The organism is Maribacter huludaoensis, from assembly GCF_029350945.1.
GTDB lineage: Bacteria > Bacteroidota > Bacteroidia > Flavobacteriales > Flavobacteriaceae > Maribacter > Maribacter huludaoensis.
Map to the genome: position 1 here is coordinate 40,758 of NZ_JARKMS010000005.1, position 26,518 is coordinate 67,275.

24 protein-coding genes are annotated in these 26,518 nt (G+C 35.6%); 13 read left to right on the forward strand and 11 right to left on the reverse strand.

Annotated features, from left to right (window positions below; all coding sequences use genetic code 11):
• Positions 1-5 precede the first annotated feature (5 nt).
• The 3 genes from capB to PXC01_RS14500 all read right to left on the reverse strand — a co-directional run bounded on the left by capB (position 6) and on the right by PXC01_RS14500 (position 4,559).
• A complete protein-coding gene (capB, locus tag PXC01_RS14490; RefSeq protein WP_276473008.1) occupies positions 6-1,265 on the reverse strand; it encodes a cysteate-C-fatty acyltransferase in 1,260 nt (419 codons plus the stop codon).
• A 117-nt stretch (positions 1,266-1,382) separates the two neighbouring features.
• A complete protein-coding gene (gene capA / locus PXC01_RS14495; protein ID WP_276473009.1) occupies positions 1,383-2,423 on the reverse strand; it encodes a cysteate synthase in 1,041 nt (346 codons plus the stop codon).
• A gap of 78 nt (positions 2,424-2,501) precedes the next feature.
• Entirely contained in the window at positions 2,502-4,559 is a 2,058-nt protein-coding gene (locus PXC01_RS14500; protein WP_276473010.1) for a S9 family peptidase, read from the reverse strand.
• A 125-nt stretch (positions 4,560-4,684) separates the two neighbouring features.
• Between PXC01_RS14500 and PXC01_RS14505 the strand changes: the two genes are divergently transcribed.
• Positions 4,685-5,011: a YbaB/EbfC family nucleoid-associated protein gene (locus PXC01_RS14505; protein WP_276473011.1), complete on the forward strand. Its 327-nt coding sequence runs from the start codon at positions 4,685-4,687 to the stop codon at positions 5,009-5,011.
• 41 nt (positions 5,012-5,052) lie between these two features.
• Positions 5,053-5,505, forward strand: a complete 453-nt coding sequence (locus PXC01_RS14510; RefSeq protein WP_276473012.1) for a thioredoxin family protein — start codon at positions 5,053-5,055, stop codon at positions 5,503-5,505.
• Between the two features lie 491 nt (positions 5,506-5,996).
• Here the strand turns inward: PXC01_RS14510 and PXC01_RS14515 are convergent, their stop codons facing one another.
• Positions 5,997-7,097: an OmpA family protein gene (locus tag PXC01_RS14515; RefSeq protein ID WP_276473013.1), complete on the reverse strand. Its 1,101-nt coding sequence runs from the start codon at positions 7,095-7,097 to the stop codon at positions 5,997-5,999.
• Between the two features lie 194 nt (positions 7,098-7,291).
• Here PXC01_RS14515 and PXC01_RS14520 point away from each other — a divergent pair, with 194 nt between their 5' ends.
• Positions 7,292-7,606: a YegP family protein gene (locus PXC01_RS14520; protein ID WP_276473014.1), complete on the forward strand. Its 315-nt coding sequence runs from the start codon at positions 7,292-7,294 to the stop codon at positions 7,604-7,606.
• Here PXC01_RS14520 and PXC01_RS14525 read toward each other — a convergent pair.
• Together PXC01_RS14525 and PXC01_RS14530 are read right to left on the reverse strand one after the other, a co-directional pair.
• The gene (locus PXC01_RS14525) at positions 7,599-8,621 is read right to left on the reverse strand and encodes a threonine aldolase family protein (RefSeq protein ID WP_276473015.1); all 1,023 of its coding nucleotides are present in this window, start codon (positions 8,619-8,621) and stop codon (positions 7,599-7,601) included. The two genes, PXC01_RS14520 and PXC01_RS14525, sit on opposite strands and share 8 nt — an antisense overlap.
• Before the next feature lie 21 nt (positions 8,622-8,642).
• Positions 8,643-11,051 carry a zinc-dependent metalloprotease gene (locus PXC01_RS14530; RefSeq protein WP_276473016.1) on the reverse strand — a complete coding sequence of 803 codons (2,409 nt, stop codon included), beginning with the start codon at positions 11,049-11,051 and terminating at the stop codon, positions 8,643-8,645.
• A gap of 193 nt (positions 11,052-11,244) precedes the next feature.
• Here PXC01_RS14530 and PXC01_RS14535 point away from each other — a divergent pair, with 193 nt between their 5' ends.
• The 7 genes from PXC01_RS14535 to PXC01_RS14565 all read left to right on the forward strand — a co-directional run bounded on the left by PXC01_RS14535 (position 11,245) and on the right by PXC01_RS14565 (position 19,202).
• Positions 11,245-12,708: a circularly permuted type 2 ATP-grasp protein gene (locus PXC01_RS14535; RefSeq protein ID WP_276473017.1), complete on the forward strand. Its 1,464-nt coding sequence runs from the start codon at positions 11,245-11,247 to the stop codon at positions 12,706-12,708.
• Between the two features lie 9 nt (positions 12,709-12,717).
• Complete coding sequence (locus PXC01_RS14540; protein WP_276473018.1) at positions 12,718-13,665, forward strand: alpha-E domain-containing protein; 948 nt, start codon at positions 12,718-12,720, stop codon at positions 13,663-13,665.
• Between the two features lie 28 nt (positions 13,666-13,693).
• Positions 13,694-14,545, forward strand: coding sequence for a transglutaminase-like domain-containing protein (locus tag PXC01_RS14545; protein ID WP_276473019.1), 852 nt, complete (start codon positions 13,694-13,696; stop codon positions 14,543-14,545).
• A 63-nt stretch (positions 14,546-14,608) separates the two neighbouring features.
• A protein-coding gene (gene prfB, locus PXC01_RS14550; RefSeq protein WP_276473020.1) for a peptide chain release factor 2 occupies positions 14,609-15,710 on the forward strand; the annotation gives its coding sequence in 2 pieces (ribosomal slippage) (positions 14,609-14,674 and positions 14,676-15,710; 1,101 coding nt in all).
• A 63-nt stretch (positions 15,711-15,773) separates the two neighbouring features.
• Positions 15,774-16,118 carry an arsenate reductase (glutaredoxin) gene (gene arsC, locus PXC01_RS14555; protein ID WP_276473021.1) on the forward strand — a complete coding sequence of 115 codons (345 nt, stop codon included), beginning with the start codon at positions 15,774-15,776 and terminating at the stop codon, positions 16,116-16,118.
• 75 nt (positions 16,119-16,193) lie between these two features.
• The gene (locus PXC01_RS14560; RefSeq protein ID WP_276473022.1) at positions 16,194-16,709 is read left to right on the forward strand and encodes a hypothetical protein; all 516 of its coding nucleotides are present in this window, start codon (positions 16,194-16,196) and stop codon (positions 16,707-16,709) included.
• Positions 16,710-19,202 (forward strand): TonB-dependent receptor, encoded by a 2,493-nt coding sequence (locus PXC01_RS14565; RefSeq protein ID WP_276473023.1) that lies wholly within the window; start codon positions 16,710-16,712, stop codon positions 19,200-19,202.
• Between the two features lie 66 nt (positions 19,203-19,268).
• Here PXC01_RS14565 and PXC01_RS14570 read toward each other — a convergent pair whose 3' ends face one another.
• Positions 19,269-19,442, reverse strand: coding sequence for a hypothetical protein (locus tag PXC01_RS14570; protein ID WP_167333102.1), 174 nt, complete (start codon positions 19,440-19,442; stop codon positions 19,269-19,271).
• Between the two features lie 171 nt (positions 19,443-19,613).
• Here PXC01_RS14570 and fumC point away from each other — a divergent pair, with 171 nt between their 5' ends.
• Positions 19,614-21,014: a class II fumarate hydratase gene (gene fumC / locus PXC01_RS14575; protein WP_276473024.1), complete on the forward strand. Its 1,401-nt coding sequence runs from the start codon at positions 19,614-19,616 to the stop codon at positions 21,012-21,014.
• A 70-nt stretch (positions 21,015-21,084) separates the two neighbouring features.
• On the opposite strand, the gene PXC01_RS14580 is transcribed toward fumC, so the two are convergent.
• Positions 21,085-21,972, reverse strand: coding sequence for a hypothetical protein (locus PXC01_RS14580; protein WP_276473025.1), 888 nt, complete (start codon positions 21,970-21,972; stop codon positions 21,085-21,087).
• 260 nt (positions 21,973-22,232) lie between these two features.
• Here PXC01_RS14580 and PXC01_RS14585 point away from each other — a divergent pair, with 260 nt between their 5' ends.
• A complete protein-coding gene (locus PXC01_RS14585; RefSeq protein ID WP_276473026.1) occupies positions 22,233-22,595 on the forward strand; it encodes a GNAT family N-acetyltransferase in 363 nt (120 codons plus the stop codon).
• Positions 22,595-23,416: an MBL fold metallo-hydrolase gene (locus PXC01_RS14590; protein WP_276473027.1), complete on the forward strand. Its 822-nt coding sequence runs from the start codon at positions 22,595-22,597 to the stop codon at positions 23,414-23,416. The genes PXC01_RS14585 and PXC01_RS14590 overlap by 1 nt, the downstream gene beginning before the upstream one ends.
• A gap of 64 nt (positions 23,417-23,480) precedes the next feature.
• On the opposite strand, the gene ettA is transcribed toward PXC01_RS14590, so the two are convergent.
• From ettA to PXC01_RS14605, 3 genes are all read right to left on the reverse strand, one after another.
• Positions 23,481-25,172, reverse strand: coding sequence for an energy-dependent translational throttle protein EttA (ettA, locus tag PXC01_RS14595; protein ID WP_276473028.1), 1,692 nt, complete (start codon positions 25,170-25,172; stop codon positions 23,481-23,483).
• 68 nt (positions 25,173-25,240) lie between these two features.
• On the reverse strand, positions 25,241-25,417 hold the full coding sequence (locus PXC01_RS14600; RefSeq protein ID WP_091605214.1) for a CAL67264 family membrane protein: 177 nt from the start codon (positions 25,415-25,417) through the stop codon (positions 25,241-25,243).
• 76 nt (positions 25,418-25,493) lie between these two features.
• Positions 25,494-26,465: a Gfo/Idh/MocA family protein gene (locus tag PXC01_RS14605; RefSeq protein WP_338089474.1), complete on the reverse strand. Its 972-nt coding sequence runs from the start codon at positions 26,463-26,465 to the stop codon at positions 25,494-25,496.
• Positions 26,466-26,518: the final 53 nt, after the last annotated feature.

Genomic DNA, 26,518 nt, shown 5'->3' on the forward strand with positions numbered 1-26,518 from the left:
AGAATTTACTCTCCCATTGCGGCCGCAACTGCGGCAGATAATCTTTTATAAGTTCCATTCTGCAAACGCTCTCTAATAGAAGAGAAAGCCTGCAATGTTTCTTCTACATCCTGTAACGTGTGGGTAGCGGTAGGTATTAAACGTAAAAGTATAAGACCTTTAGGTATTACCGGATATACTACTATAGAACAGAAAATACCATGGTTTTCACGTAAATCCTTTACCAAGGCCATAGCCTCTGGTATACTACCATTTAGATAAACCGGAGTAACACAACTTGTAGTTGTGCCAATGTCAAATCCTTTTTCTTTTAACCCGTTCTGCAACGCATTTACATTTTCCCACAGTTTAGCTTTAAGCTCTGGTTGGGTACGTAACATCTCTAAGCGCTTTAAAGCACCTTTCACATAAACCATAGGTAATGATTTAGCGAACATTTGAGAACGAAGATTGTATTTTAAATAATCAATAATTTCTTGATCGGCGGCAACGAAAGCTCCAATACTTGCCATAGACTTAGCAAAAGTTGCTAGGTAAACATCAATACCATCTTGCACACCTTGTTCTTGGCCTGCACCGGCGCCGGTCTCACCCAAGGTACCAAAACCATGTGCATCATCTACCAACAACCTAAATTTGAATTTTTCCTTTAAAGCAACAATTTCCTTTAGTATACCTTGCTCGCCACGCATACCAAAAACACCTTCGGATATTACCAAAATACCACCACCGGTCTGTTCTGCCAATTTGGTAGCACGCTCTAAATTCTTTTCTAGACTCTCTGCATTATTGTGAACGAAAGTAAAACGTTTACCCATGTGCAAACGCACACCGTCAATTATACAAGCATGACAATCAACATCATACACTATAATATCATCTTTAGTAACAAGGGCGTCTATTACAGACATAAAACCTTGGTACCCAAAATTCAGCAAATAAGAAGCTTCCTTTTGTACAAAAGCAGCACATTCCTGCTCCAATTGCTCATGAAACTCTGTATGACCACTCATCATTCTTGCTCCCATTGGGTATGCAGAACCATATTCAGCTGCAGCCTCACCATCTACCTTCTTAATCTCAGGAAGATTCGCCAAGCCTAAATAATCATTGATACTCCAGGTGATAACATCTTTTCCCTGAAATTTCATTCTATTAGAAATAGGACCTTCCAATTTAGGGAACACGAAGTAACCCTCTGCTTGTGAAGCCCATTTACCTAAAGGGCCTTTATTCGCTAAAATTCTATCAAATAAGTCTTTCATTGTTTAATTTGGATCTGTCTGCAAAAGTAAATAATTTTGATAAAAGAACATAAATTATTTATAACGCAAAAAAGTGGGCTATAAACCCACTTTATTTACAATTATATCTTAAAAAAATTACTTAATATATTGAATTTCCTGTGTTTCTTCCACCGTTTGCGTATTCAAGAAACCTTGATCCTCCATCCACTGGTCACTATATATTTTACTCATATAACGAGAACCATGATCAGGAAAAATACACACTACATTACTATTTTTATCAAAGGTGTTCAATTCATTCAATTGTTTAATGGCCTGCATGACCGCACCACTGGTATACCCTACAAAAATACCTTCAGTTCTAGAAATTTCTCTAGCTGTATGTGCACTTTCAGCATCGGTAACTTTAATAAACTCATCTATAGCACTAAAATCCGTAGCACCGGGAATTAAGTTTTTTCCCAAACCTTCTATTCTATAAGGATAAATCTCATTGGTATCCAATTTACCGGTTTCATGATATTTTTTTAGGACAGAGCCATAAGCATCTACACCAATAACCTTTATATTCGGGTTTTGTTCCTTTAAATACCGTGCCGTTCCAGAAATTGTACCACCTGTACCACTACAGGCAATAAGATGTGTAATTTGCCCACCAGTCTGCTCCCAAATCTCTGGACCAGTAGATCTATAATGGGCTTCCATATTCAACTGATTGAAATATTGGTTAATATAAATAGAACCTTTTGTTTCTTTATGCAACCTTTTTGCAACTTCGTAATATGACCTTGGATCATCTGCACTTACATGAGCCGGACATACATATACCTTTGCACCCATTGAGCGTAGCATATCTATTTTATCTGGAGATGACTTTGAACTTACCGCTAGAATACAATCGTACCCTTTTATAATACTTGCCATTGCAATACTAAAGCCGGTATTTCCCGAAGTTGTCTCTATTACTGTGCTGCCTTCCGTAAGTAAACCTGCTTTCTCTGCCTGCTCAATAATATGAATCGCTATTCTGTCCTTTGAAGAGTGACCCGGATTAAATGCTTCTACCTTAGCGTAAAAATTACCGGTAAGGTTTTCTGCTATTTTATTCAACTTAACTAGTGGTGTATTACCGACCAGCTCTAATATATTGTTGTAAGCCCTGATCTCATTTTTCATAAGGGGGATATCAATGTTTAATTAATATTTGTAGGAAATCGTTAAAATTTCCGTAGCAAATTTACAGTTTTTTTTCCACTATGCGATTTTACCTTCCAAATCTAAAAGAAATGCATATTCTTTTGCAACCTCTTTCAAAGACTCAAACCTACCCGAAGCACCGCCATGACCTGCATCCATATTTGTATTTAATAGCAATAATTGGTCATCATTCTTAAACTCCCTAAGCTTAGCGACCCACTTTGCAGGTTCAAAATACTGTACTTGAGAATCATGTAAGCCCGTTGTTACCAACATATGAGGATATGCCTGAGCCGTAACATTATCATAAGGAGAATATGACTTCATATAATCGTAATATACTTTGTCATTGGGGTTGCCCCACTCATCGTACTCCCCAGTAGTCAACGGTATTGAATCATCTAACATAGTAGTAACAACGTCTACAAAAGGTACCGTAGCAATAACACCGTTATAAATATCTGGTTGCATATTAATAATTGCACCCATTAACAGACCACCTGCAGATCCGCCCATTGCATACAAATGCTTATCGCTGGTCATTTTTTGCTCAATTAAATATTTAGAGCAATCAATAAAATCTGTAAACGTGTTTTTCTTTTTCAACAGTTTTCCTGTCTCGTACCACTTACGACCTAGGTACTCCCCTCCCCTTATATGAGCAATAGCAAACACAAATCCGCGGTCTAACAAACTTAATCTTACGGTAGAAAAATACGGGTCTATTGTAGACCCGTAAGATCCGTATGCATATTGTAAAATTGGCGTATTCTCATTTATGACCGTATCTTTTCTATAAACAAGGGACATCGGTATTTTTTCCCCGTCCCTGGCGCTTGCCCACAAACGTTCTTCCTTATAATTTTCCTTGTGGAACAGACCACCAAGGACCTCTTGTTCTTTTTTGATTTCCTTTTCTTTGGTACGCATATTAAAATCAATGACCGAACTTGGTGTTGACATAGAGTTATACGAGTATCTAAGAACCTCTGTATCAAAATCAGGATTACTACCTACATACGCAGTATATGTTTCACTTTCAAAAGGTAAATAGTATTCATCCGCACCGTCCCAACGAATAATTCTTATTTTATTAAGACCGTTCTCACGTTCTGAAAGCACATAATATTCCTTAAAAATATCTATATCTTCTAAAAGCACATCTGTTCTGTGCGGAATGAATTCTTGCCAATACCCAGAAAAAGTCTTGTCTTCAGATGTACGCATTAATTTAAAATTCTCCGCATCATCCTTATTCGTTAATATAAAGAAACTATCGTCATAATGAAAAATGGTATATTCCAATCCGCGTTCTCTAGGTGAAAACATTTGAAATTCACCATCAGGCGTATCCGTTGAAAGAATTTGAAATTCTGAAGTTAAGGTACTAAATGATCCAATTACCAAAAATTTTTTTGATTTGGTTTTATAAATAAATGTACTGAACGTATCATCTTTTTCTTGAAAAACCAATACATCTTCAGATGTAGGCGTACCTAATTTATGTTTATAAATTTTGTCAGATCTAAGGGTAACCGGATCTTTACGAGTATAAAACAGGGTTTCATTATCATTTGCCCAGACACCACCTCCTGTTGTATTCTCAATTTTATCCTCTAAAACCAAACCTGTTTCAAGATTTTTAATCTGTAGGGTATATTGCCTTCTAGAAACAGTATCCACACCAAAAGCAGCCATTTTATTATTTGGACTAATGGCTATACCTCCAAGACTAAAGTAATCATAGCCTTTAGCCATGTCATTGCAATTGAACATGATTTCCTCTTCAGTATCTAGATTATATTTAAATCTAGAGTATAAAGGGTATTCACCACCAATAATATATCTGGTACTATACCAGTAATCATTCAATTTATAAGGAACAGAAGAATCGTCTTCTTTGATCCTACCTTTCATTTCCTGAAATAAATCTTCCTGAAAATCTTTAGTATGCGCTGTTATAGCATTATAATACTCATTCTCTGCTTCTAGATAAGAAATAACATCTTTATTCTCCTTATCGTTCAACCAATAATAATCATCTACCCGAACATCATCATGAATAACCAATTCTTTCGGAACTTTTTGCGCCTTTGGCGGATGCTTAACACTCATACAAACTACATTATAAAATAAGATGGCAAAAATAAGACTATTTAACAGACCCCCGTTTTATTACCGTTAAAAACTAAAATGCCTCTATTTTTATTATTTTTACAACCTAAAATAAAAATGAAATTATGTTCGGAGATATGATGGGTATGATGGGAAAACTCAAAGAAACCCAAAAAAAAGTAGAAGAAACTAAAAAAAGACTAGATAAAGTTTCATTAGAAGAAAAATCTAACGATGGTTTAATTTCTGTGACAATTACAGCGAATAGAGAAGTCAAGAAAATAGTAATAGATGACAGTCTTTTGCAAGATAAAGAGCAATTAGAAGATTATTTAATACTTACTTTGAACAAAGCTATAAAGAACGCAACCAACGTAAACGAAACAGAATTAGCTGCAGTTGCCAAAGACGGAATGCCCAATATTCCTGGGATGGATTCGTTATTTAAGTAAGATTGGCAAGTTATTTGTAGATACTCTTTAAAATATAAATTATGAAGTATTTTATTTTATTATTCATGATTCCGCTTTTTGCTTCGGCTCAAGCAGATTTCAATAGCGTAGACGATTCTAAATGGTTAACTAATTATGATACTGCCATTTCAAAAGCAAAAAAGCAAAACAAGAACGTTTTGGTTTACTTTACCGGTAGTGATTGGTGCCCGCCTTGTAAAATGCTTAAAACAGATTTATTCGACACTAAAGAGTTTAAAGAACTATCCAATAATTACATATTACTTTATATAGATGTACCCAGAAACAGAGATTTAATATCAGAAAAACAAATGGTGCACAATAAAGCCTTATTAACAAAATTAAATAAGAAAAAAGTATTTCCGTTATTCAAGATTATAGATGCAAAAGGAAATGAATTAGATAAATTATCCGGTTATAGCATGAACGGTGTTGTAGATTCTCACCTTAGACTTTTAGAGAAGAACAAGTAATAAGATTCATTTAAAAATAAAAAGGGCTTACATGATGTAAGCCCTTTTTATTTTTAAATACCACTGTAACCCATATAAAACATAACGTTTAGGTAAATACATAACAGTCTTTTTAAATAGCTAGATAAAACACCTAAGGGCAAGCCCAGAGGTATTCAAAGAAATTAAATTATTAAATTCGAGGCAAGCCTAGGCGTATATCCTTTCAATGAAATTAAAAAGTTAATCACTCCTATTATTTCTCATATCTCTGATTACAAACATTGTTACTGATTACATTTCTTATAATTAAAACCAACCCTTGGAACCTCAGCAATAAAAATTATCCTGACAACCTAAATATTAGTAACGAAGACTCTTTAAAGCACATATTAAACTTTACTGATTACAATGAATCGTAAAGTAAAAATCATACATCTAGAATGGTAGTTATAAGGCATAAAAAAAGGGCTTACTTGTTGTAAGCCCTTCTTCACTAAATAACCTAATAATTAGTTATTAATTAATCTAAATTGAGTTCTTCTGTTTACAGCGTGCTCTCTTGCAGTACAAGAAACACCGTCGCTACATCTGTTCAATAATTTAGTTTCACCGTAACCGTTAGCCACTAAAAGACTAGAGTTAACACCTTTAGAGATTAAGTAATCTGCTACAGCTTTAGCTCTTCTTTCAGAAAGATCTTGGTTAGAAGCCGCACCACCTTGAGAATCTGTATGAGACGCTAATTCAACTTTAACACCTGGGTTTTGAGCTAATACAGGCAACAATCTGTTATCTATGATACTTTTAGCTTGAGAAGTTAACGTAGCACTTCCAGAATCCCAGTTGATAGGTAAAGCTTGGTACTCAACTAATGCACATTCTACTTCTTTCCATGTAGTTAAACCACCTTTTTCTTTTAAAACTTCTTTTGTAATAGTCGTAGTTTTTGCAGGAACTATTTCTTCAACAGTATAAGCATCTTTATCCAATACGGTTTTAGTAATTTCTCTGTACTCAGCAGGAATTATTTTCTCTACAACAGTAGCAGGAGAAATCAATACTGATTTAGTGTACGATCCATTCTTAGAAGGTAATGGAGTACTTGTTGTTGAAGCATCACTTGCAAGAACCTGAGTTGAAATTGTCTCAAATTGTGCTGGATACCCTTTGTAACACCAGTATCTACAATCATCTGGATTTCCAGACTCACAATCAGGAGCGGCAACACCTAACTCCCATTGAGCGTAAGCTGGTTTTATTTCTAATGTTTGTGTGCTAGGAGAAAAAGAAGCAGGGATCACCTGTAAAGAATTTCCACCTCCTTTAGATACATACGTTACCGTTTCTGTTCCCCACTTAGCAGGAACCACTGTAAGTACTTTTTCTTCTTCTCTCACTAATACACGTTCTGTCACTGTCTTAAAAGTAGCAGGAATCGTTTTTAAAATCTTGTACGACGGATTTGTTGTAATCGTAGTAGTTTCATTTACATAAACATCTGGAGTTGTACAACGCACGTAACATTTACCTGGCTCTGGATTTGAAGGCAAATCTTGGGCCATTGCAAACGACGCTGAAAATGCAACTGCTAGGAATAATACTTTTTTCATTTTGATAAGGATTTTTTTAATAATTAATATTTGGCAATTTATGTTAATATTTTAACATTTCAATAAGAAAAGCCCTACTTTTTAAAAGCTTTTTCTTAATCAAAAGTTAATGAATCAACCTCTCAATAGATAAGACACAGTATTATTTAAAAAGTCACTAAAAAGCAGAGAAAATATTAATTATCTTTAATGAGATGATCAAAATAGATAAAAAAGAAGATGGGCTATATCAGTTTATTTTAAAATCTGAAAATGGCAATACACTATTAAAGAGCGTTTCATTTAGTACTGAAAACGAAATAGATAGCGCTTTAAAAGAAGTGAAATTTTTAAAGAACAGCAACGGTAAATTGTTTGAGCGCAGAACAAACACGGATGGCAAATTTTTAATTGAATTAAAAAATACCGATGGAAAAATAATTGGCTCCAGCGGACTTTACTCCTCTGAAGCCGGTATGGAAAACGGTATTTTAAATATATCTAACAGTATTGACATTGATATTAAATAGATTTTAATATCATCAATAATTCATTATGCATATCATCAGTATAATCTAAATGGGTAACCATTCTTAACTTACCCTGCCCCATACTTATGATTAAAACATTTTTTTCTTTTAATCTATTTACAAACTGATCACTGGACATAAAAGACTCATCAATCTCAAAAATGACGATATTGGTTTCAATAGGCTCCACTTTTTTTATAAAAGATTTGGAAGACAGCGCAACACCTATCTCTTTTGCCTTTTTATGATCTTCCGTTAATCTTTCTACGTGATTATCTAAGGCATAAATTGCCGCCGCCGCCAGAAATCCGGATTGGCGCATACCACCACCAAAAATTTTACGAATACGAAGCGCTTTATCCATTTGCTCTTTGGTCCCTAATAATAAAGAGCCAACTGGGCAACCCAAGCCTTTACTTAAACAAACGCTAATAGTATCGAATAGCTGTCCATACTGTAACGTAGTTTCATTTTTTTCTACCATGGCATTCCACAAACGGGCCCCGTCTAAATGAAATCCTAATTTATGATCATCACAAACCTTTCTTATTTTTTCAAGCTCTTTAAAATCCCAGCAAGTACCACCACCTTTATTAGCGGTATTTTCTACACAGACCAAAGTAGATAACGGACTATGGTAAAAATCTGGCGGGTTAATAGAAGCTTCCACTTGTGCCGCTTTCATTGTACCTCTGTCCCCATCTACCAAGCGACATGAGACCCCACTATTAAAACTTACTCCGCCACCCTCATAATTATAAATATGTGCGTATTTATCACAAATTAATTGCTCACCAGGTTGAGTATGCAATTTTATGGCCGTTTGGTTGGTCATAGTGCCACTAGGAAAAAACAATGCAGACTCCATTCCAAAAAGTTTGGCCGCTTTATCCTCTAACGCATTTACCGTTGGATCTTCTTTAAATACATCATCACCAACAGCTGCCGACATCATTGCATCTAACATACCTGGTGTAGGTTTCGTTACCGTATCACTGATAAGATTAATAAGCATAAATAAAATGTAAAGATTGAATTAATGAAAACAATTTGTTCCTATTGGCGACCCATCAGGAATTTTTGGCGAAGGTATCACTTTGAACAATTCTGGGCGTGCCCTAAAAGAGTTAATCCTCCTAACCATTTCCGCACTTATAGCAGATGTCCCAGAATCTTTTTCCAACAGAGCACTTAATTCCGTTAATTTTTGAGATGCAATTGCATTTACCTGTGGATGCACATTGGTGTGCCCTGCCAAGTTCATAATATGATGCAATACCCTAAAATTAATAATAGTCTGCGCTTCGTTCAAATATGCGTCTTTCTGTTTATTATTAATAGTCGATGCTATTAATTTATTAAACACATCATCTAATCCTAAATTTCCTTGATCAATAGCTTTTTGCTGAATAAGCCTAGAAGCTTTCTCTGGATGCAATAAAAACTTCAAGGTCATATCCGAAGCAGTTTCTACCGCAGACAATGCATCAAAAGAAACTCCTGTTTTACCTTTTATAGACTCTCTTTTACGGGGAGTACCAAAAGATCTTGGAGGAAACAAGCTTAACTTATCCTTAGGTATGGCCAATTCATTTGCGTCTAAAGTTTTTAAAACACTTCTTAATGCCTTCTCTTGCATCTCTTTACCAGCAATAGCTACAACTTCTTGCCCATCACCTTTTATTGCATAATTATATTCTAATCCGCCTATAACCTTTGCTACACCTTCCGTTTGATATCTATGAAAGAAATAAAGCGGAACAAATACGTCTTCTAAAACGGAATACGGTGTACCTTCTTTAATATTATCAACAGAGAAATTGTTTATAGCCACCTTGCGCAGTTTTAACATATCATCTAATTCTTTGCTAACATCTGTACCATTATCCCAAAGGTGTGCCAACACATGTGCGCTACCTTGCGGGCGTGCATCTTGATCGGTTATATATCGTAATCCGTCCGCTTTTGCTTTATCTAGAATTTTATTCAAACCTTCCTGCTCATTTTCACCATCGTTAAAATCTTGATAGGAATAAGCAACCGTAACCTTGTCCCAATCTCCTATGCCTACTTCATATGCCTTAGAAAATTCAACCTTACCATCGTTTAAGGTAAATTGTGGATGCGGATAATCCATAACCGATGATTTACCGGTTGTACTTGCCGCGTAATTGTGGGCAAAACCCAAGGTATGACCAATTTCATGAGCAGATAATTGACGAATACGTGCAATGGCCATTTCTAACATTGGTTGGTAATTATCATCTCTTTCCGCAAAAGGTCTATTCATCAATGCCTGGGCAATCAAGAAATCTTGTCGTATTCTCAAGCTACCTAGACTAACATGACCTTTCATAATTTCACCAGTTCTGGGATCTGTTATACTACTACCATAGCTCCACCCTCTTGTAGAGCGGTGTACCCATTGTATTACATTGTACCTAACATCTAGGGGGTCGGCATCATCGGGTAGCATTTTAATTTGAAAAGCATCTTTATAGCCAATTGCTTCAAAAGCTTGGTTCCACCAACGGCCACCTTCTAAAAGTGCAGACCTAACAGGCTCTGGCGTGCCGTTATCCAAATAATAAATAATAGGCTCGACCGCCTCACTGACCGCTGCAGTAGGGTTCTTTTTCTCTAAACGATGCCTTCTAATAAATTGCTTTAAAATATTAGATTCCACTGGGGTGGCATAATCATAATAGCTAAAAGGAGATGAACCGGACCTAGGATCAAACACTCTTTTTTTATACTTATTATCAGGTAACGCTATAAAAGAATGATGCTCTGCAACGGTAACCAGATCTGCATTGGGTGCAACACTCCTTATATAACTACCTGTTGCCTGACCTTTAAATGTCAACGTAACATCGAACTCAACATTTTTAGGAAATGCCTTCGTCCTTTCTAAAGCAAAGGCACTTTTAGATTTATCCAGACTATAAAAACCTTGCTCGGTTCTTTTTAATCGGTTAGACACACCATGGGCATCTTGCATTAAAAAATCGGTGATATCAATTATATATTTACCGTCCTTCTCTTCTATTATTGGAAAACCGAACAATATTGATTTTGCAAATGCTTGCTCAACAGATTTACGCTCTAATTCATTTTCGGTAATTGCCCTATACTTTAAGTTAGGCTGAACCAAAAGTAATTTGTTACCGGCTTTTTTAAAAAATACCACCTGCTCATCGCCAAGCTGACCACGATCCAAACCAATATCATTACTACCAATGCCGCTACTTAAAGCATACACATATAAGAATTCTTCTTCTAAATTATCTACCTCTAAAAAAATCTTATCAGTGTTAGCGTCGTAATAAAAATCATAAAGTCCCTCGTACTTTACAAAATTTTTCTTTTGGTCGTTAAACTGTGCAAACAACATATTAAAGGACAGTAGTACCAACCCTAAAAAAAGTGCGTAGTTTTTTCTCATTTTCTATAAGTTTTGCTTAAAAGTATTGAAAAACTAACGAACCAAAAACAAGAGCAACTAACTAAATTATAAAAATCATTCTTGTTAAAAAACCTACAGAATAATTATAGAATAAAGAAAATTACTGTCGATTATTACAGAAATGCCATTTGTTTATTGCTTTTTATCCTGTACCTTTTACAAAAGAATATATATGACCAATATTGAAAATCAAATTTTCTCTTCTTATCAAAGAAACCCAGACCTATATGATGAAATCTATGATAAGAACGGAAAAATAAAGGGGGTATATCAAAAACTGTTCAACCTTTATGGCGAACATTCCATTAACGATTATGTTTCTTTGAACAACAAGGCAAAATCATCCTTTTTCAATCAGGGTATTACTTTTCAAGTATATGGCGATAAGAATGTTCAAGAAAAGATTTTTCCGTTCGATTTATTTCCTAGAATTATCGACCCCGTGGATTGGGACATAATAGAACGCGGGTCTATACAAAGAAGCAAGGCTCTTAACTTATTTCTTTGGGATATATATCACGATAAAAAAATATTAAGAGACAATATTGTTCCTATAGATTTGATAACGTCATCTGCCAACTATTTAGATCAGATGAACGGAATAAATCCGCCTGGCGGCATTTACAACCACATATCCGGCACGGATGTCATTAAACATAAGGACGGTAAATATTATGTCCTTGAAGATAATATTAGATGCCCTTCTGGCGTAAGCTATGTCATATGTAACCGCACAGCACTTAAAAAGGCCCTATTTGGGGTATTCAACCACTACCAAACACACACCGTTACCAATTATGCCGAAAATTTATTAGAACTCCTAGAGTCTGTAAAACCCAAAGGTGTGGATATACCCAATGTAGTAGTCATAACACCAGGTATGTACAACTCGGCATTTTATGAACACTCATACTTGGCCAAAACTATGGGAGTTGAATTGGTAGAGGGCCGAGATCTTTTTGTAGAAAATGATTTTGTTTACATGAAGACCATAAAGGGACCGGAGAAGGTAGATGTTATTTATAGAAGAATAGACGATCAATTTATAGACCCATTAGAGTTTAACCCAGATTCTGTTTTAGGCGTACCAGGCCTGTTCGCTGCATATAAAAAAGGAAACGTGACTCTTGCTAACGCGCCCGGCACCGGTGTAGCAGATGACAAGGCGGTCTACACCTACATGCCAAAGATCATTAAATATTACCTAAATGAAGAACCAATTTTAAACAATGTCCACACCTACCACTGCAGTAGACCAGATGAATTAAAATATGTTCTTGAGCATATTCATGAATTAGTGATCAAACCTGTAGATGAAGCTGGCGGTTATGGTATTTCTATAGGAAATAGGTTGACCAAATCAGAAATAGAAAAGGTTAAGGCCGAAGTCAAGGCAAGCCCAAGAAAATATGTAGCACAACCTATAATGTCCTTGTCCGTTCACCCAACATATATAGACGACTCTGAGTCTTTTGAACAACGACACGTAGATTTAAGAACATTTACAGTACTTGGCAAGGACAAAGAATTTGTTTTAAAAGGCGGATTGACACGTGTAGCATTAAAGAAAGGAAACTTAATAGTCAATTCATCTCAAGGAGGTGGATCAAAAGACACCTGGGTACTAAAAAAATAAAGAAATTATATGTTAGCAAGAGTTGCCAATAATCTATTTTGGATGGGACGTTATATTGAACGTTCAGAACACGTAGCAAGATATTTAAATGTAAATTACTTTTCATCATTAGATGCTCCCAATATAAAATCACAAGACCGCCAGTTTGTTTTGCGCTCTATGTTATTTATGGTTGGCGATCCGGAAAAAGATGACAAGAAATTTTTAAAGGAAGAAGATGTTCTGTACAAAATTGGGCTAGACCCCAACTATAGTTCATCTATTATCAACAACATTAAATTTGCACGTGAGAATGCCAATAGCGCTAGAGATTTAATTTCTACAGAACTATATGAGGCAATTAATAAGTTCTACCATTTTGTCATCAACTACCCTAAAGAAGTATTTGTAAAAAACGGCCTTCACGAATTTACTACCCATGTAGCAGAAATGACAGATATTCTAAGAGGAAAGATTCGTGGCACATTATTACATGATGCAACGTATGCAATCATTTCTATGGGTATAAATATAGAGCGAGCAACTCAAATAACCAGAATGATAAATGCCAAGTTTAATGATGCAATGTTATCACAAGGTGGGGAGAACGAGAGATTTAGAAAAAGTTTTGAATGGACCACCCTTTTAAAATGTGCAGAATCTTATGATATGATGCGCAGGTTCTATAAAAAAACACCTACAAGCATTACTACATTAGAGTTTTTGATCCTAAATCCCAACTGCCCTAGATCGGTAATGAATTCGTTAAACCAGGTCAACCAACATGTTAAGATTTTAAACCCTGAAAAACGATATAACAAGGACTCAACAGCTTTTTTAATTGGTAGGGTAAGATCAGAATATGAATTTAAATATATTGAAGAAATAGATGAAGATATTAAATCATTTATTGAAGACATTTTAAAAAGTCTTGTTGATATAAGCAACAAGGTAGATGAAGAGTTTTTTAACTATTAAGAGGGCAAAATAAGGTATATTTGTTCTTATGCCGAGAGAATTTGAGATTACCTATAGTGCAACCAATGTTTATGATGAATGGGTTTATGATGCACATTGGCAATTTTTAATAATTCCTGTGGAAAATGAGACCCAGCATGAGGTAGAAATTGAATTTAGCAATTCGCAATATGCAATTACCGAGAATTCCATTAACGGTTATGGCTTTAAAACGTTGCGAGTTCACCCTAAAAAAAAATTCAAAGAAATTTCATTTGAAGCAAAGTTTAAGTTTTTAAAAGAAGAAATAGATCCTTACAATTTTAAAATTAACTTAGACAAATCATCAGCTTACGATACACTGCAAAATTTAGGTTTTAAAATTACCCATGAACGCTTTTTAAAAGCTACCACTTACACCACAATTAAAAATACGGAAGAGCAATTATTTAGGTTTAATAATTCATTGTCCATTTTCGATAATCTTGTATCGTTAAATAATTTTACTTTTAATTACATCAAATTCACCACAGGTGCCACAGAAGTGAATACCCTGTTAAAAGATATTATTTCTAAGCAAAAAGGTGTATGTCAAGATTTTGCGCATCTTTTCTGTGCATTATCACGTAGTAACGGTATACCTACCCGATATGTAAGTGGTTACCTTGATCAAAATAACAATTACCAAGGAGATTCTCAAATGCACGCATGGGTAGAATCATATATACCTGAAATTGGATGGAAAGGTTTTGACCCTACAAATAATATTTTGGCCAATACGAACCATATTAAAGTTTGTCACGGTAAGGACTATAATGACTGTGCCCCGTTAAAGGGAATAATACATTCTCACGGCAAGAACAAGACAATACACTCGGTAACCGTAGAAAGTCAACAATAGGTATTCTAAAATATCTGCTATGATTATTTAAAAGAGTATTATTTTTACCCAAAATAGAATTGTATGAACATAAGTACAGACCATTACAAAGGTCTTATAGATCGCCTTGGTGCGTTAAGGAGGTATCTTTGACATTGATGCCAAATTAATAGAAATAGAGAACGAGCAAGAGAAAACCTTGGCTCCTGATTTTTGGGACAATCCCCAAGAGGCACAGGCACATATGAAATTTATCCAATCAAAAAAGCAATGGGTAGATGATTACGAAGCCGCACAATTACTAGTAGCAGATTTGGAGGTATTGATCGAATTTCAACAAGAAGGCGAAGTTTCTGAAGAAGAGGTTGAACGCCAATATGAAAAAGCGGTCAATACGCTAGAAAAGATGGAGTTCAAGAATATGCTTTCTGAAGAAGGTGATGAACTACCGGCTGTACTTCAAATTACCGCAGGAGCAGGTGGTACTGAAAGCTGCGATTGGGCAGCTATGCTTATGCGCATGTACATGATGTGGGCAGAAAAGAACGGTTATAAAATTAAAGAGCTCAACTATCAGGAAGGAGATGTTGCCGGTATTAAAACAGTAACATTGGAAATTGACGGTGAATTTGCTTTTGGCTGGCTAAAGGGTGAAAATGGTGTACATCGTCTAGTGCGCATATCGCCTTTTGACAGTAACGCAAAAAGACACACTTCTTTTGTATCTGTATACGTATACCCTTTGGTAGATGATAGTATAGAAGTAGATGTCAACCCTGCTGATATTACCATAACCACAGCTAGATCAAGCGGTGCGGGAGGACAAAATGTAAACAAAGTTGAGACGAAAGTACAACTGACCCACCACCCTACCGGAATTCAAATTTCTTGTTCGGACAGTAGAAGTCAACATGATAACAGGGCTACGGCAATGAAAATGCTAAAATCTCAATTGTACGAAATAGAACTTCGAAAAAAGATGGAAGCGCGTCAAGAAATTGAATCCTCTAAAATGAAGATCGAATGGGGTTCTCAAATCAGAAATTATGTTATGCATCCATACAAATTGGTAAAGGATGTAAGAACAGGTCAGGAAACAGGTAATGTCGACAACGTTATGGATGGCGATATAGACCAATTTCTAAAAGCCTATTTAATGATGATGGGACAAAAAGAAGAAGAATGAAAGTAATATCTCTGCTTGTTTATAAACCTGCAGAGATATCCATAATTTAAAGTAATACACATAATGATTAAAATATATCACAATTCTAGATGCAGTAAATCTAGAGAAGGACTTAAAGTACTTGAAAATTCTGGCAAGAAATTTGAAGTGGTCAAGTATTTAGAAGACATACCAACAAAAGACGAGTTGCGAAATATTATTAGCTGTTTAGGTATAAAGCCAATTAATTTAGTACGTAAATCAGAAGCAATTTGGAAAGAAAAATTTAGAAATCTACCGCTAAATGATGAGGAAATATTAGACGCAATGATCGCATACCCTAAGCTTATAGAAAGACCTATTGTAATAAATGGCAATAGCGCGGTAATTGGCAGACCATCTTCTAATATAGATGAATTGTTAAAATAAGGATCAGCATAATTATCTTAACAAACAATTAACCATTTTCAGTTAAACCATTATAAAACTTTATAATCTAAACACATGAAAAAAGTAATAAAATATAGCCCTCTAAAAGTTTTTGCGTTGCTATTAATTCTTTTGGGAAGTTCTGAAATTTACGCGCAATACGGTTATGGCAATAACGGTTACGGATCACGCGGTGGTTACGGTTATGGTAGACAAAGAAGTTCTATACCGCAGGCACAAGCACCCGCAGAAGAACCAAAACCTAAAACCGCAGAAGAATTGGTAGACGGTGAAATGCCAAGAATTACGGAAGCACTAGCGTTAAATGAATTTGAACAGGCCGTTTTAAGTTCTATTTTAAAGAAATATGTGCAAGAACGCATAGAGGCTCAAATTCTTAAACTACCGCCGGAGAAAATGGCAGAAGTTTATGAAAACATTACAAAAAGGCAAGACGAAGAGTTAAAAGCAGGTTTGCCCTTAGAAAAGTACGAAGCTTTTGTTGCACTTCAGAAAGATGGTGTATCAAAAACTTTAAAGAAGAATAAAAAGAAGAAAAAAGAAAAACGAAAGAAATCTAAAACCGAATAAATGAAACCAATTTTCCCGTTACTCCTTCTCCTAGTACTATCATTTAATTACGCAAATAGTCAAAGACCTGGGGGAGACCGGGAAAGAGGACCAATTATTATTACAGGTAAGGTCGTGGATAAAGATGATAACCTACCATTGGAATATGCTACATTAGTACTACAAAGTGTAAACAACCCTGATAAAATTACAGGTGGTATCACAGATATTGACGGAAATTTTAAAGTGGAAACTCCACCAGGTAAATACAACATTTCCATTGAATACATTTCTTATAAAACGTACAAATTGCCCGATCAAATTTTAAGAGCATCTACAGACCTGGGGACAATAAAGCTTGCTTTAGATGTAGCCCAATTAGAAGCTGTAGAGGTTGTTGGCGAAAAGACTACCGTAGAAGTACGTTTGGACAAAAAAATCTATAATATTGGTAAAGATTTAACCAATAGTGGTGCAACCATTACCGACGCCCTTAATAATGTACCATCTGTTGATGTTGATGTTGAAGGTGCTATAAGTTTAAGAGGTAATGAGAACGTTAGAATACTCATTAATGGCAAACCATCTGCCCTAGCGGGGTTTGGTTCAACAGATGCCCTAACACAACTACCGGCAGATGCAATTGAAAAAGTAGAGGTAATTACCAGCCCATCTGCAAGATATGATGCAGAAGGTACAGCAGGTATTTTGAACATTGTACTTAAGAAAGAAAAAACACTTGGTTTTAATGGTTCGGTAAATACAACTATAGGATATCCTGTTAATAGTGGTATTTCCGTGAATGCCAACTTACGAACAGATAAGTTTAACCTGTTCAACACCACAGGTTATAACTATAGAGACGCTCCAGGTAATGCATTTTATGATAACACTTACACCTCTGGGTCATATGATAGGATTATAGAGGACAGGAACTATTTTAGACTTAGAAAAGGTTTCAACACTAATTTGGGACTTGAGTATTTTATAACAGAAGAATCTTCAATTACAGGAAGTATATTTTATAGAACCTCTAAAAGTGAAGATGAAACTGAAAATACCAACCAAAGGTTTGTCAACAGTACGCTAGATAGTGAAACATTTAGAACTGAAGATGAAGGTGAAGATGACGAGAACTATCAATTTTCTTTGAATTATATTAATAATCTTGATGATGACGGACAAAAACTAACCGTAGACGCTCAATACTCTAACGGCGTAGAAGATAAGACCAACATCATACAGGAAAACAATACATTGCCTAATGATGATTTAATAGTCTTGGAAAATGTCTTTGAAAAAGAAACCCAAAATGAATATTTGGTACAAGCAGATTATGTTTTACCTATGGGCGATGCACAATTTGAAGCTGGGTATAGAGGTACTTTTGAAAAAACAGAAACAGATTATAGATTGGACTCTTTGAACCAAACCACCGGTCTGTTCGATATCAACCAAGACCTAACCAACTTATTTGCCTATACTGAAAATGTAAATGCCCTATATACTCAATATGGTAACAAATTCGGTAAATTTTCCTTTCTTTTAGGCTTACGTTTAGAGAACACCCAGTTAAAAGGAGAATTGACCTCTTTGTATGATTCTTCTGAACTAGAGGATCAATTAGGAGTAGATGTCGATGCAAATTTCGATAAAAATTATTTAGGGCTTTTCCCAACTGTAAACTTGATTTACGAACTGGGTGAAAATGAAAGCATTTCATTAGGCTATAATAGAAGGATAAATAGACCTAGGGGCAGGTATGTTAACCCTTTTCCTTCACGATCTAGTAGAACAAATATTTTTCAAGGAAACCCTGACCTTGACCCTGCGTTCTCCAATGCTTTTGACGTTGGTTACTTAAAGAGATGGGATAAACTAACTCTTACCTCATCTGTGTATTACCAACGAGAAACAGATTCATTTGAACGTATACAAGAAGAAACCGGTGAAACCACTACAGATGGCATTGAAATTATCAGGTCTATTCCAATCAACCTATCCACAAATGACAGAATTGGGGTTGAAGCAGGTATTTTATATAACGCAGCAAAATGGTTGCGATTGAACTCTAGCTTTAATTTCTTCCAGTTCTCCACCGAAGGTGCTTTTAACGGTATTGATTATGGTACTACAAATACCAGCTGGTTCGCTAGATTTAGCTCAAAGGTTTCCTTACCGGCAAAAGTAGACTGGCAAACAAATGCATTCTATAGAGGACCATCTTCTACGGCACAGACTGAAAACGGTGGTATATTCTCATTGAATTTAGCCTTTAGCAAAGATATTTTAAACGACAATGGAACACTTTCACTTAATGTAAGCGACTTATTGAACTCTAGAAAAAGAACCTCTTACACGGAAACGGAGTTCTTTACTTCAGACAGTGAATTTCAATGGAGACAACGTCAAATAACTATGGTCTTTGTATATCGTTTTAATCAACCAAAAGAGCGTAATAAAGGTAACAGAAGAGGAAACAATGATGATGACGGAGATGAAATAGAAGGTTAAATACAAATAACAAGACATAAAAAAAGGAGCCTAAAGGCTCCTTTTTTTTTTTATATAATTCTATATCTATGCTTCTCTTGCTGCTTTTTTCTTGTCGCGTCTTTCTTTCAATAACTCCATAATGTTACCACCTAACCAGTAAGGGACAACAAATAATAACAAAAACATCATTAACCAAAAACCTATGGTCAGTATGGTTAAAAAAGCTAAAAATCCTAAATATTGGTCAAAATCAAACATATCTTCTTACTTATATATTACAAAGATACCATAAACGAATTATTTTTTGCAAACGTTCTGTAAAATTAATTTCACTTTTCGCCACAAAGTTGTCCTAAGAAAAATAAATGTAAACCTTATTTTTGAGGATATTTAATAAGTTAACTAAAGATTCATATAAATTATAAAATTATGGAGTTCAGAATCGAAAAAGATACCATGGGCAATGTTGAAGTTCCCAAAGACAAATACTGGGGTGCACAAACAGAACGCTCGCGTAATAATTTTAAAATAGGACCATCGGCATCTATGCCCTTGGACATTGTTTACGGATTTGCATATTTAAAAAAATCTGCAGCGTACACCAATTGCGAACTAGGGGTTTTATCTGAAGAAAAAAGAGATTTGATCGCTCAGGTATGTGATGAAATTTTAGAAGGAAAACATGATGACCAATTTCCTTTGGTTATATGGCAGACAGGTTCTGGAACGCAAAGTAATATGAACGTGAATGAGGTGGTTGCCAATAGGGCCCATGAAATTGCCGGCAAAGTAATTGGTGAAGGTGAAAAGACAATTCAGCCAAATGATGATGTAAACAAGTCACAATCATCAAATGACACCTTCCCTACAGGTATGCATATAGCTGCATACAAAAAAATAGTTGAGGTGACCATACCGGGTGTCACTCAATTGAGAGATACACTTCAGAAAAAATCGGTTGAATTCAAGAACGTAGTTAAAATTGGTCGTACGCATTTAATGGATGCCACTCCCCTAACCTTGGGTCAAGAATTTTCCGGTTATGTTTCTCAATTGGACCATGGTTTAAAAGCTTTGAAAAATACCTTAGCTCATTTAAGTGAACTGGCTCTTGGTGGTACTGCCGTTGGAACTGGATTGAACACACCGGAAGGTTATGACGTGCTTGTTGCAAAATATATTGCAGACTTCACAGGCTTGCCTTTTATAACCGCTGAAAATAAGTTTGAGGCGCTAGCTGCGCATGATGCCATTGTGGAAAGCCACGGAGCTTTAAAACAATTGGCTGTATCATTGAACAAAATAGCAAACGATATTAGAATGATGGCTTCTGGTCCACGTTCAGGAATAGGTGAAATCATTATTCCCGCAAACGAACCAGGTAGTTCAATAATGCCAGGTAAAGTGAACCCTACACAATGTGAAGCAATGACAATGGTTTGCGCACAAGTGATGGGTAATGACGTTGCTATAAGCGTTGGTGGAACCCAAGGTCATTATGAACTAAATGTCTTTAAACCAATGATGGCAGCCAATATTCTTCAGTCTGCACAATTAATTGGTGACGCCTGTGTAAGTTTTGAAGAGCATTGTGCTGCAGGTATAGAGCCAAATCACGGTGTGATCAAAGAATTACTGAACAACTCTTTAATGTTGGTTACTGCTTTAAATACAAAAATTGGGTATTACAAAGCTGCAGAGATTGCCAACACAGCACATAAGAACGGAACTACATTAAAGGAAGAGGCTGTCAACTTAGGATATGTAACCGCCGAAGATTATGATGAATGGGTAAAACCAGAAAATATGGTAGGTAGTTTAAAAGACTAAAATCAACCCTACCTTAAATAAAAAAAGGCGACCAAACTGGTCGCCTTTTCTATTATGAATTTTCAAACTATTACTTCAACATAAACTTAGAAGTACCCAATAATTTTAATTGGTCGTCATATACGTTTACCATGTAATTTCCATCTTTAAAATCACCAGAAGGCTTACTGATATAATCACATACATCTAAAGATTTGTTCTCGTAGTAAAAATTTGTTTGCTTACTATAAGTTATAGAAGCCCCATTATCATTTGTCATAGAATTGCTACCGCCAAGTACATTACCTTGGGGATCCAAAACTTCCAAGAAAAATTCTCTGTCACCGGCTTGTGCAATTACGTTATCGGCAACAGTAAAACAAATTTTAAATTTATCGGTCGCCTTGGCTCTCTGTGTAGAGACCAATTTACCACTGTTACGTTCTTTTACTGCATCAACATTAAATTTAGACAGGTTTAATGCAGAACCTTTTTCTACAACTTGAGCCAAGTTTGTATTTTGTACTACCAAAGAGTCATTAAAAACAGTTTGCTTTTCCAACTCAACATAAGTACTATCACGTTGCATGGCAATAGCAGTATTTGAACGAGTTAAAGAATCAACTTGCTTTAATAATTGCTCTCTCTCAGCTTTAAGCACACTTACCTGTCTTCTATACCTAGATAAGGAACCAATATCAGCTTTCATTGTCTTAACAGAATCAATATACTTGGCAATATTGTCTCTAGCACTTACCAACTCTTCATTAGTTGCATTACTTTCTAAGATAGCTTTGTCGTATTCAGATTTTAAGCTATTCAAATCTTCAACTACTAATTCTTTTTCTTTTGTAAGTACTACTTCGGTCTTCTTTTTATCTTGGTAAAGACTTACTGTATAAATGATAGTACCTAAAAGCACAACACCTAAAAGAGCGGTCAAAACCTTTAAGCCGTTGTTGTTTTTTGTTTCAGTCATAATTTTAAATTTAATAAAGTGTCTGTTTGTTCGAGTTATATACGTGGCAATTTAAATTTTAGATTTTTTGCTGTTAAATTAATTTATAATACTTGGCTTATACCAATACAAGAAGATATAACTTGGGCATTAATAAAACAATATTTAGAAACCATGCTAACCATTGTACCTTACGAGCCTAAATATAATCAAAACTTTAGAGACTTGAATATTGCTTGGATCAATGAATATTTTAAAGTGGAAAAAAAGACAGGGAGCTATTGAACGATCCGCAATCTTCCATTATAGCTAAAGGTGGGTATATCTTTATAGGATTATGGTATAATAAGCCTGTTGGATGCTTTGCATTGATCAAAAAGGAAATAGACCGTTATGAATTGGGTAAAATGGCAGTAAACAAAAGCCATCACGGATTAAAAATAGGTCAGTCTATGCTGGCTTATGCAATTGATGTTGCCCGTACCGAAAATTGGAAAACCCTAGAGTTATATTCTAGCACAAAATTAGATGCCGCTCTGCATATATATAAGAAATTTGGATTTAAAGAGGTATCCTTAGAAGATAATTTAGAGTATCTTCGATCTGATGTTAAAATGGAACTAACTCTTTTAAACGTAACCTAATGAAAATAAATAAATTGCTCTTTTTATCTCTCGCTTTTGCCTTTGTTATTTCATGTAAAGATGTAAAAAAAGCCGAAGTCGAAACCAATGCTACAACTGAGACTGACGAAAAAAAATCGGTTACCGAGATAATAAACGAACGAAAATCAGAAGACATTAAAATCATTCCCATTGAACATGCTACAGCAGTAATAGAATATAACGATATTGTTGTTTATATTGACCCTGTTGGTGGAGCTGACGCTTTTAAGGACCAAAAAAAACCTACGTTAATATTGATAACAGATATACATGGTGATCATTTAAGTTCAGAAACATTAGATGCCTTAGATACTACTAACGCAACAATTGTAGTACCGCAAGCAGTTGCCGATAAATTATCTGAAAAATATAAGGAACAGTTGGTCATTTTATCCAATGGTAGCAGTAAAGAACTTAGCGATATAACTATAGAAGCCATACCAATGTACAACTTAAGAAAGGAAGCTTTAAAATTTCATGAAAAGGGACGTGGTAACGGCTATATTCTAAATATTGACGGTCAACGTATTTATTTCTCCGGAGATACCGAAGATATTTCTGAAATGCGTTCTTTAAAAAATATTGACAAAGCTTTTATATGTATGAATTTACCATACACTATGACAGAAGAAAGTGCCGCTGCCGCTGTATTGGACTTTAAACCTAAGCAAGTATACCCTTATCATTACAGAGGCAAGCCAGATGTAAGCGATGTGGCTAAATTTAAGCAATTAGTAGATGCAGGCAATCAAGATATTGAAGTGATTCAGTTAGATTGGTACCCTAATGAAGAATATTAATGTTAGCTGTTTTTTGAAAATAAAAAAGCCCGCAATTGCGGGCTTTTTCTTTATAGTTGAAATACTATCTAATTAATTTCTTGTACTTAATCCGTTTCGGCATAAGATCTCCGCCTAACCTCTTCTTCTTGTTTTCTTCATAATCGGAGAACGACCCTTCAAAGAAATACACTTGAGAATCGCCTTCAAATGCCAAGATGTGCGTACAGATACGATCTAAGAACCATCTATCGTGAGAGATGACTACGGCACAACCTGCAAAATTCTCTAAACCTTCTTCTAAAGCACGTAATGTATTTACATCCAAATCATTGGTAGGCTCATCCAATAAAAGCACGTTACCTTCCTCTTTCAAGGTCATTGCCAAATGTAAACGGTTACGTTCACCACCGGACAACATGCTCACTTTTTTATTCTGTTCACTACCCGAAAAGTTGAATCTACTTAGGTAAGCCCTAGAATTGACCTGCTTACCACCCATCATCACCAACTCTTGCTCATCACTGAAGTTTTGCCAAATGGTTTTTTCAGGATCTATATTAGAATGACTCTGGTCTACATAGGCAACTTTAGCAGTTTCTCCGGTTTCAAATTCACCTTTATCCGGTGTCTCCTCCCCCATGATCATTCTAAAAATAGTGGTCTTACCAGCACCGTTTGGTCCAATAATACCAACAATACCCGCTTGTGGCAATTTAAAATTAAGGTCTTCATAAAGCAACTTATCATCGTATGCCTTACTTACGCCTTTAGCTTCAATAACATTGGTACCCAAACGTGGTCCGTTAGGAATATAGATTTCCAGTTTTTCATCAAGTTGTTTTTGATCTTGACTCATCAACTTATCGTAGTTCTTAAGACGTGCTTTCTGTTTGGTCTGTCTACCCTTTGCTCCTTGACGAACCCATTCCAGTTCTCGCTCTAATGTTTTCTGTCTTTTAGAAGCTGTTTTACTTTCTTGTGCCATTCGTTTAGACTTTTGATCTAACCAAGAAGAGTAGTTCCCTTTCCAAGGTATACCTTCACCTCTATCCAATTCAAGAATCCAACCGGCAACATTATCCAAGAAATATCTATCGTGCGTTACGGCAATTACCGTTCCTTTATAAGAGGCCAGGTGATGCTCTAACCAATGTACAGATTCTGCATCTAAGTGGTTGGTAGGCTCATCTAACAATAAGATTTCCGGCTCTTGTAGCAACAACCTACATAAGGCAACCCTTCTTCTCTCACCACCCGAAAGCACAGAAATTTTCTTATCAGGATCTGGGGTACGCAAGGCATCCATAGCAATTTCCAATTTGGTATCTAGTTCCCAAGCATTGGCTGCATCTATCTTATCTTGCAATACAGCCTGCTGATCCATCAACTTCTGCATTTTGTCCGCATCTTCATAAACCTCGGGAAGACCAAACATATCGTTTATCTTATTGTATTCATCAAGAATGGCCACCGTTTCGGCAACGCCTTCTTTTACAATTTCCAAAACGGTTTTGTTTTCATCCAGTTCTGGCTCTTGTTCCAAGTAACCAACTTTATATCCTGGAGAAAAGACTACATCACCTTGAAAATTTTTATCTACACCTGCTATTATTTTTAATAAGGTAGATTTACCAGAACCGTTTAGACCTAAAATACCGATTTTGGCACCGTAGAAAAAACTTAAGTATATGTTCTTTAAAACTGGGGTATTAGCATTCTTATAGGTTTTCGTAACTCCTGACATGGAGAAGATTACCTTCTTATCGTCTGACATAAAATTATAGTGTTTAGTGAAAAAATTATCATCCAGTAGAAGAAATCCCTACTAGTCAAAAATATTGATTATACTCTACCTTTAAGGGCATTGAACACCCAAGCAATGGCAAAAAAACCTATTCCAACAGATGCAAAACCCCAACCAGCGACATCATCATATCTAAAGGCCCCTAATGCAATAAGTGCAAGCCCTACGAAGATCATTATAAAAGTAGCCCAAGTGAGCACAGTGTTCTTGTTCATTTTTGAATCAATTAAAATTTAAGCGAGCATCAAATATCGTAAATTTTAAAATATTTACTCACTAATACCGCTGCTATTATTCAAACGGGAACACAATTCCCGTTTTTTCACGAACCGTATCCATAATTGTAATGAGATCCAAACTGTTTTGATGACTCCAAAATGCACTTTCCTTCTTGCCAGAATTTAAACAATTATGCACTTCTTCTATTTCATGAACATAGCCTTTACCCCTCTTACCGACTTCATTACTTACTACAACCCCATCTTTTTCCAAGGTAAAACCTGTAGTTTCATGCCATCTTGGATGAATAAAAATTGTTCCTTTACTTCCTGCTATTTCAGATTTCTTTTCAGAGTTAGAATTGAGTCCGCTATACAAAATGGCTTGTGCGTTATCATAATTAAAAATCATACTACATTGCACCTCTACCCCGGTTTTATAAAAATTGGCAGTTGCCTTAATATCCTTGGGCATCCCCAACAGTAAATAAGCTAAAAATATAGGATAGATTCCTATATCTAGCAGAGAACCTCCTGCAAGATCAGGATTTAACAGCCTACCGGTTTCATCCCTATCCAGAGCATAAAAAGCAAAATCTGAATGTAAATAACCTATATCTCCTATAGTCCCATTATCTACAAGTTCCTTTACTTTTTTAATGGTAGGATTAAAACGTGACCATAATGCTTCCATAAGAAATACATTATTCTCTTTAGCAGCAGCTAACATTGCCTGAACTTCCGAAGCATTGACACCCAATGGTTTTTCACAAAGTACGGCGTTACCGGCTTTCATGGCAACAATGCTCAAATCTGCATGGGAAGTGTGCGGTGTTGCCAAATAAATTATATCTACCGTATTACTATGAAACAACTCTTCATAACTGCCAAAAGCATTTGGAGCTCCATATTCTTTGGCAAATGTGCGGGCCTTCTCCAAGCTTCTAGATGCTACCGAAACCAATTGACCGCCATCTACCAAAGCTAGATCTTTAGAAAAACTATGTGCTATGTTACCTGCCCCCACAATACCCCACTTTATCATACTTTTTATTTTTGTTGCATGTACACCAAAATTAACTTCTTATCTTTATGCGA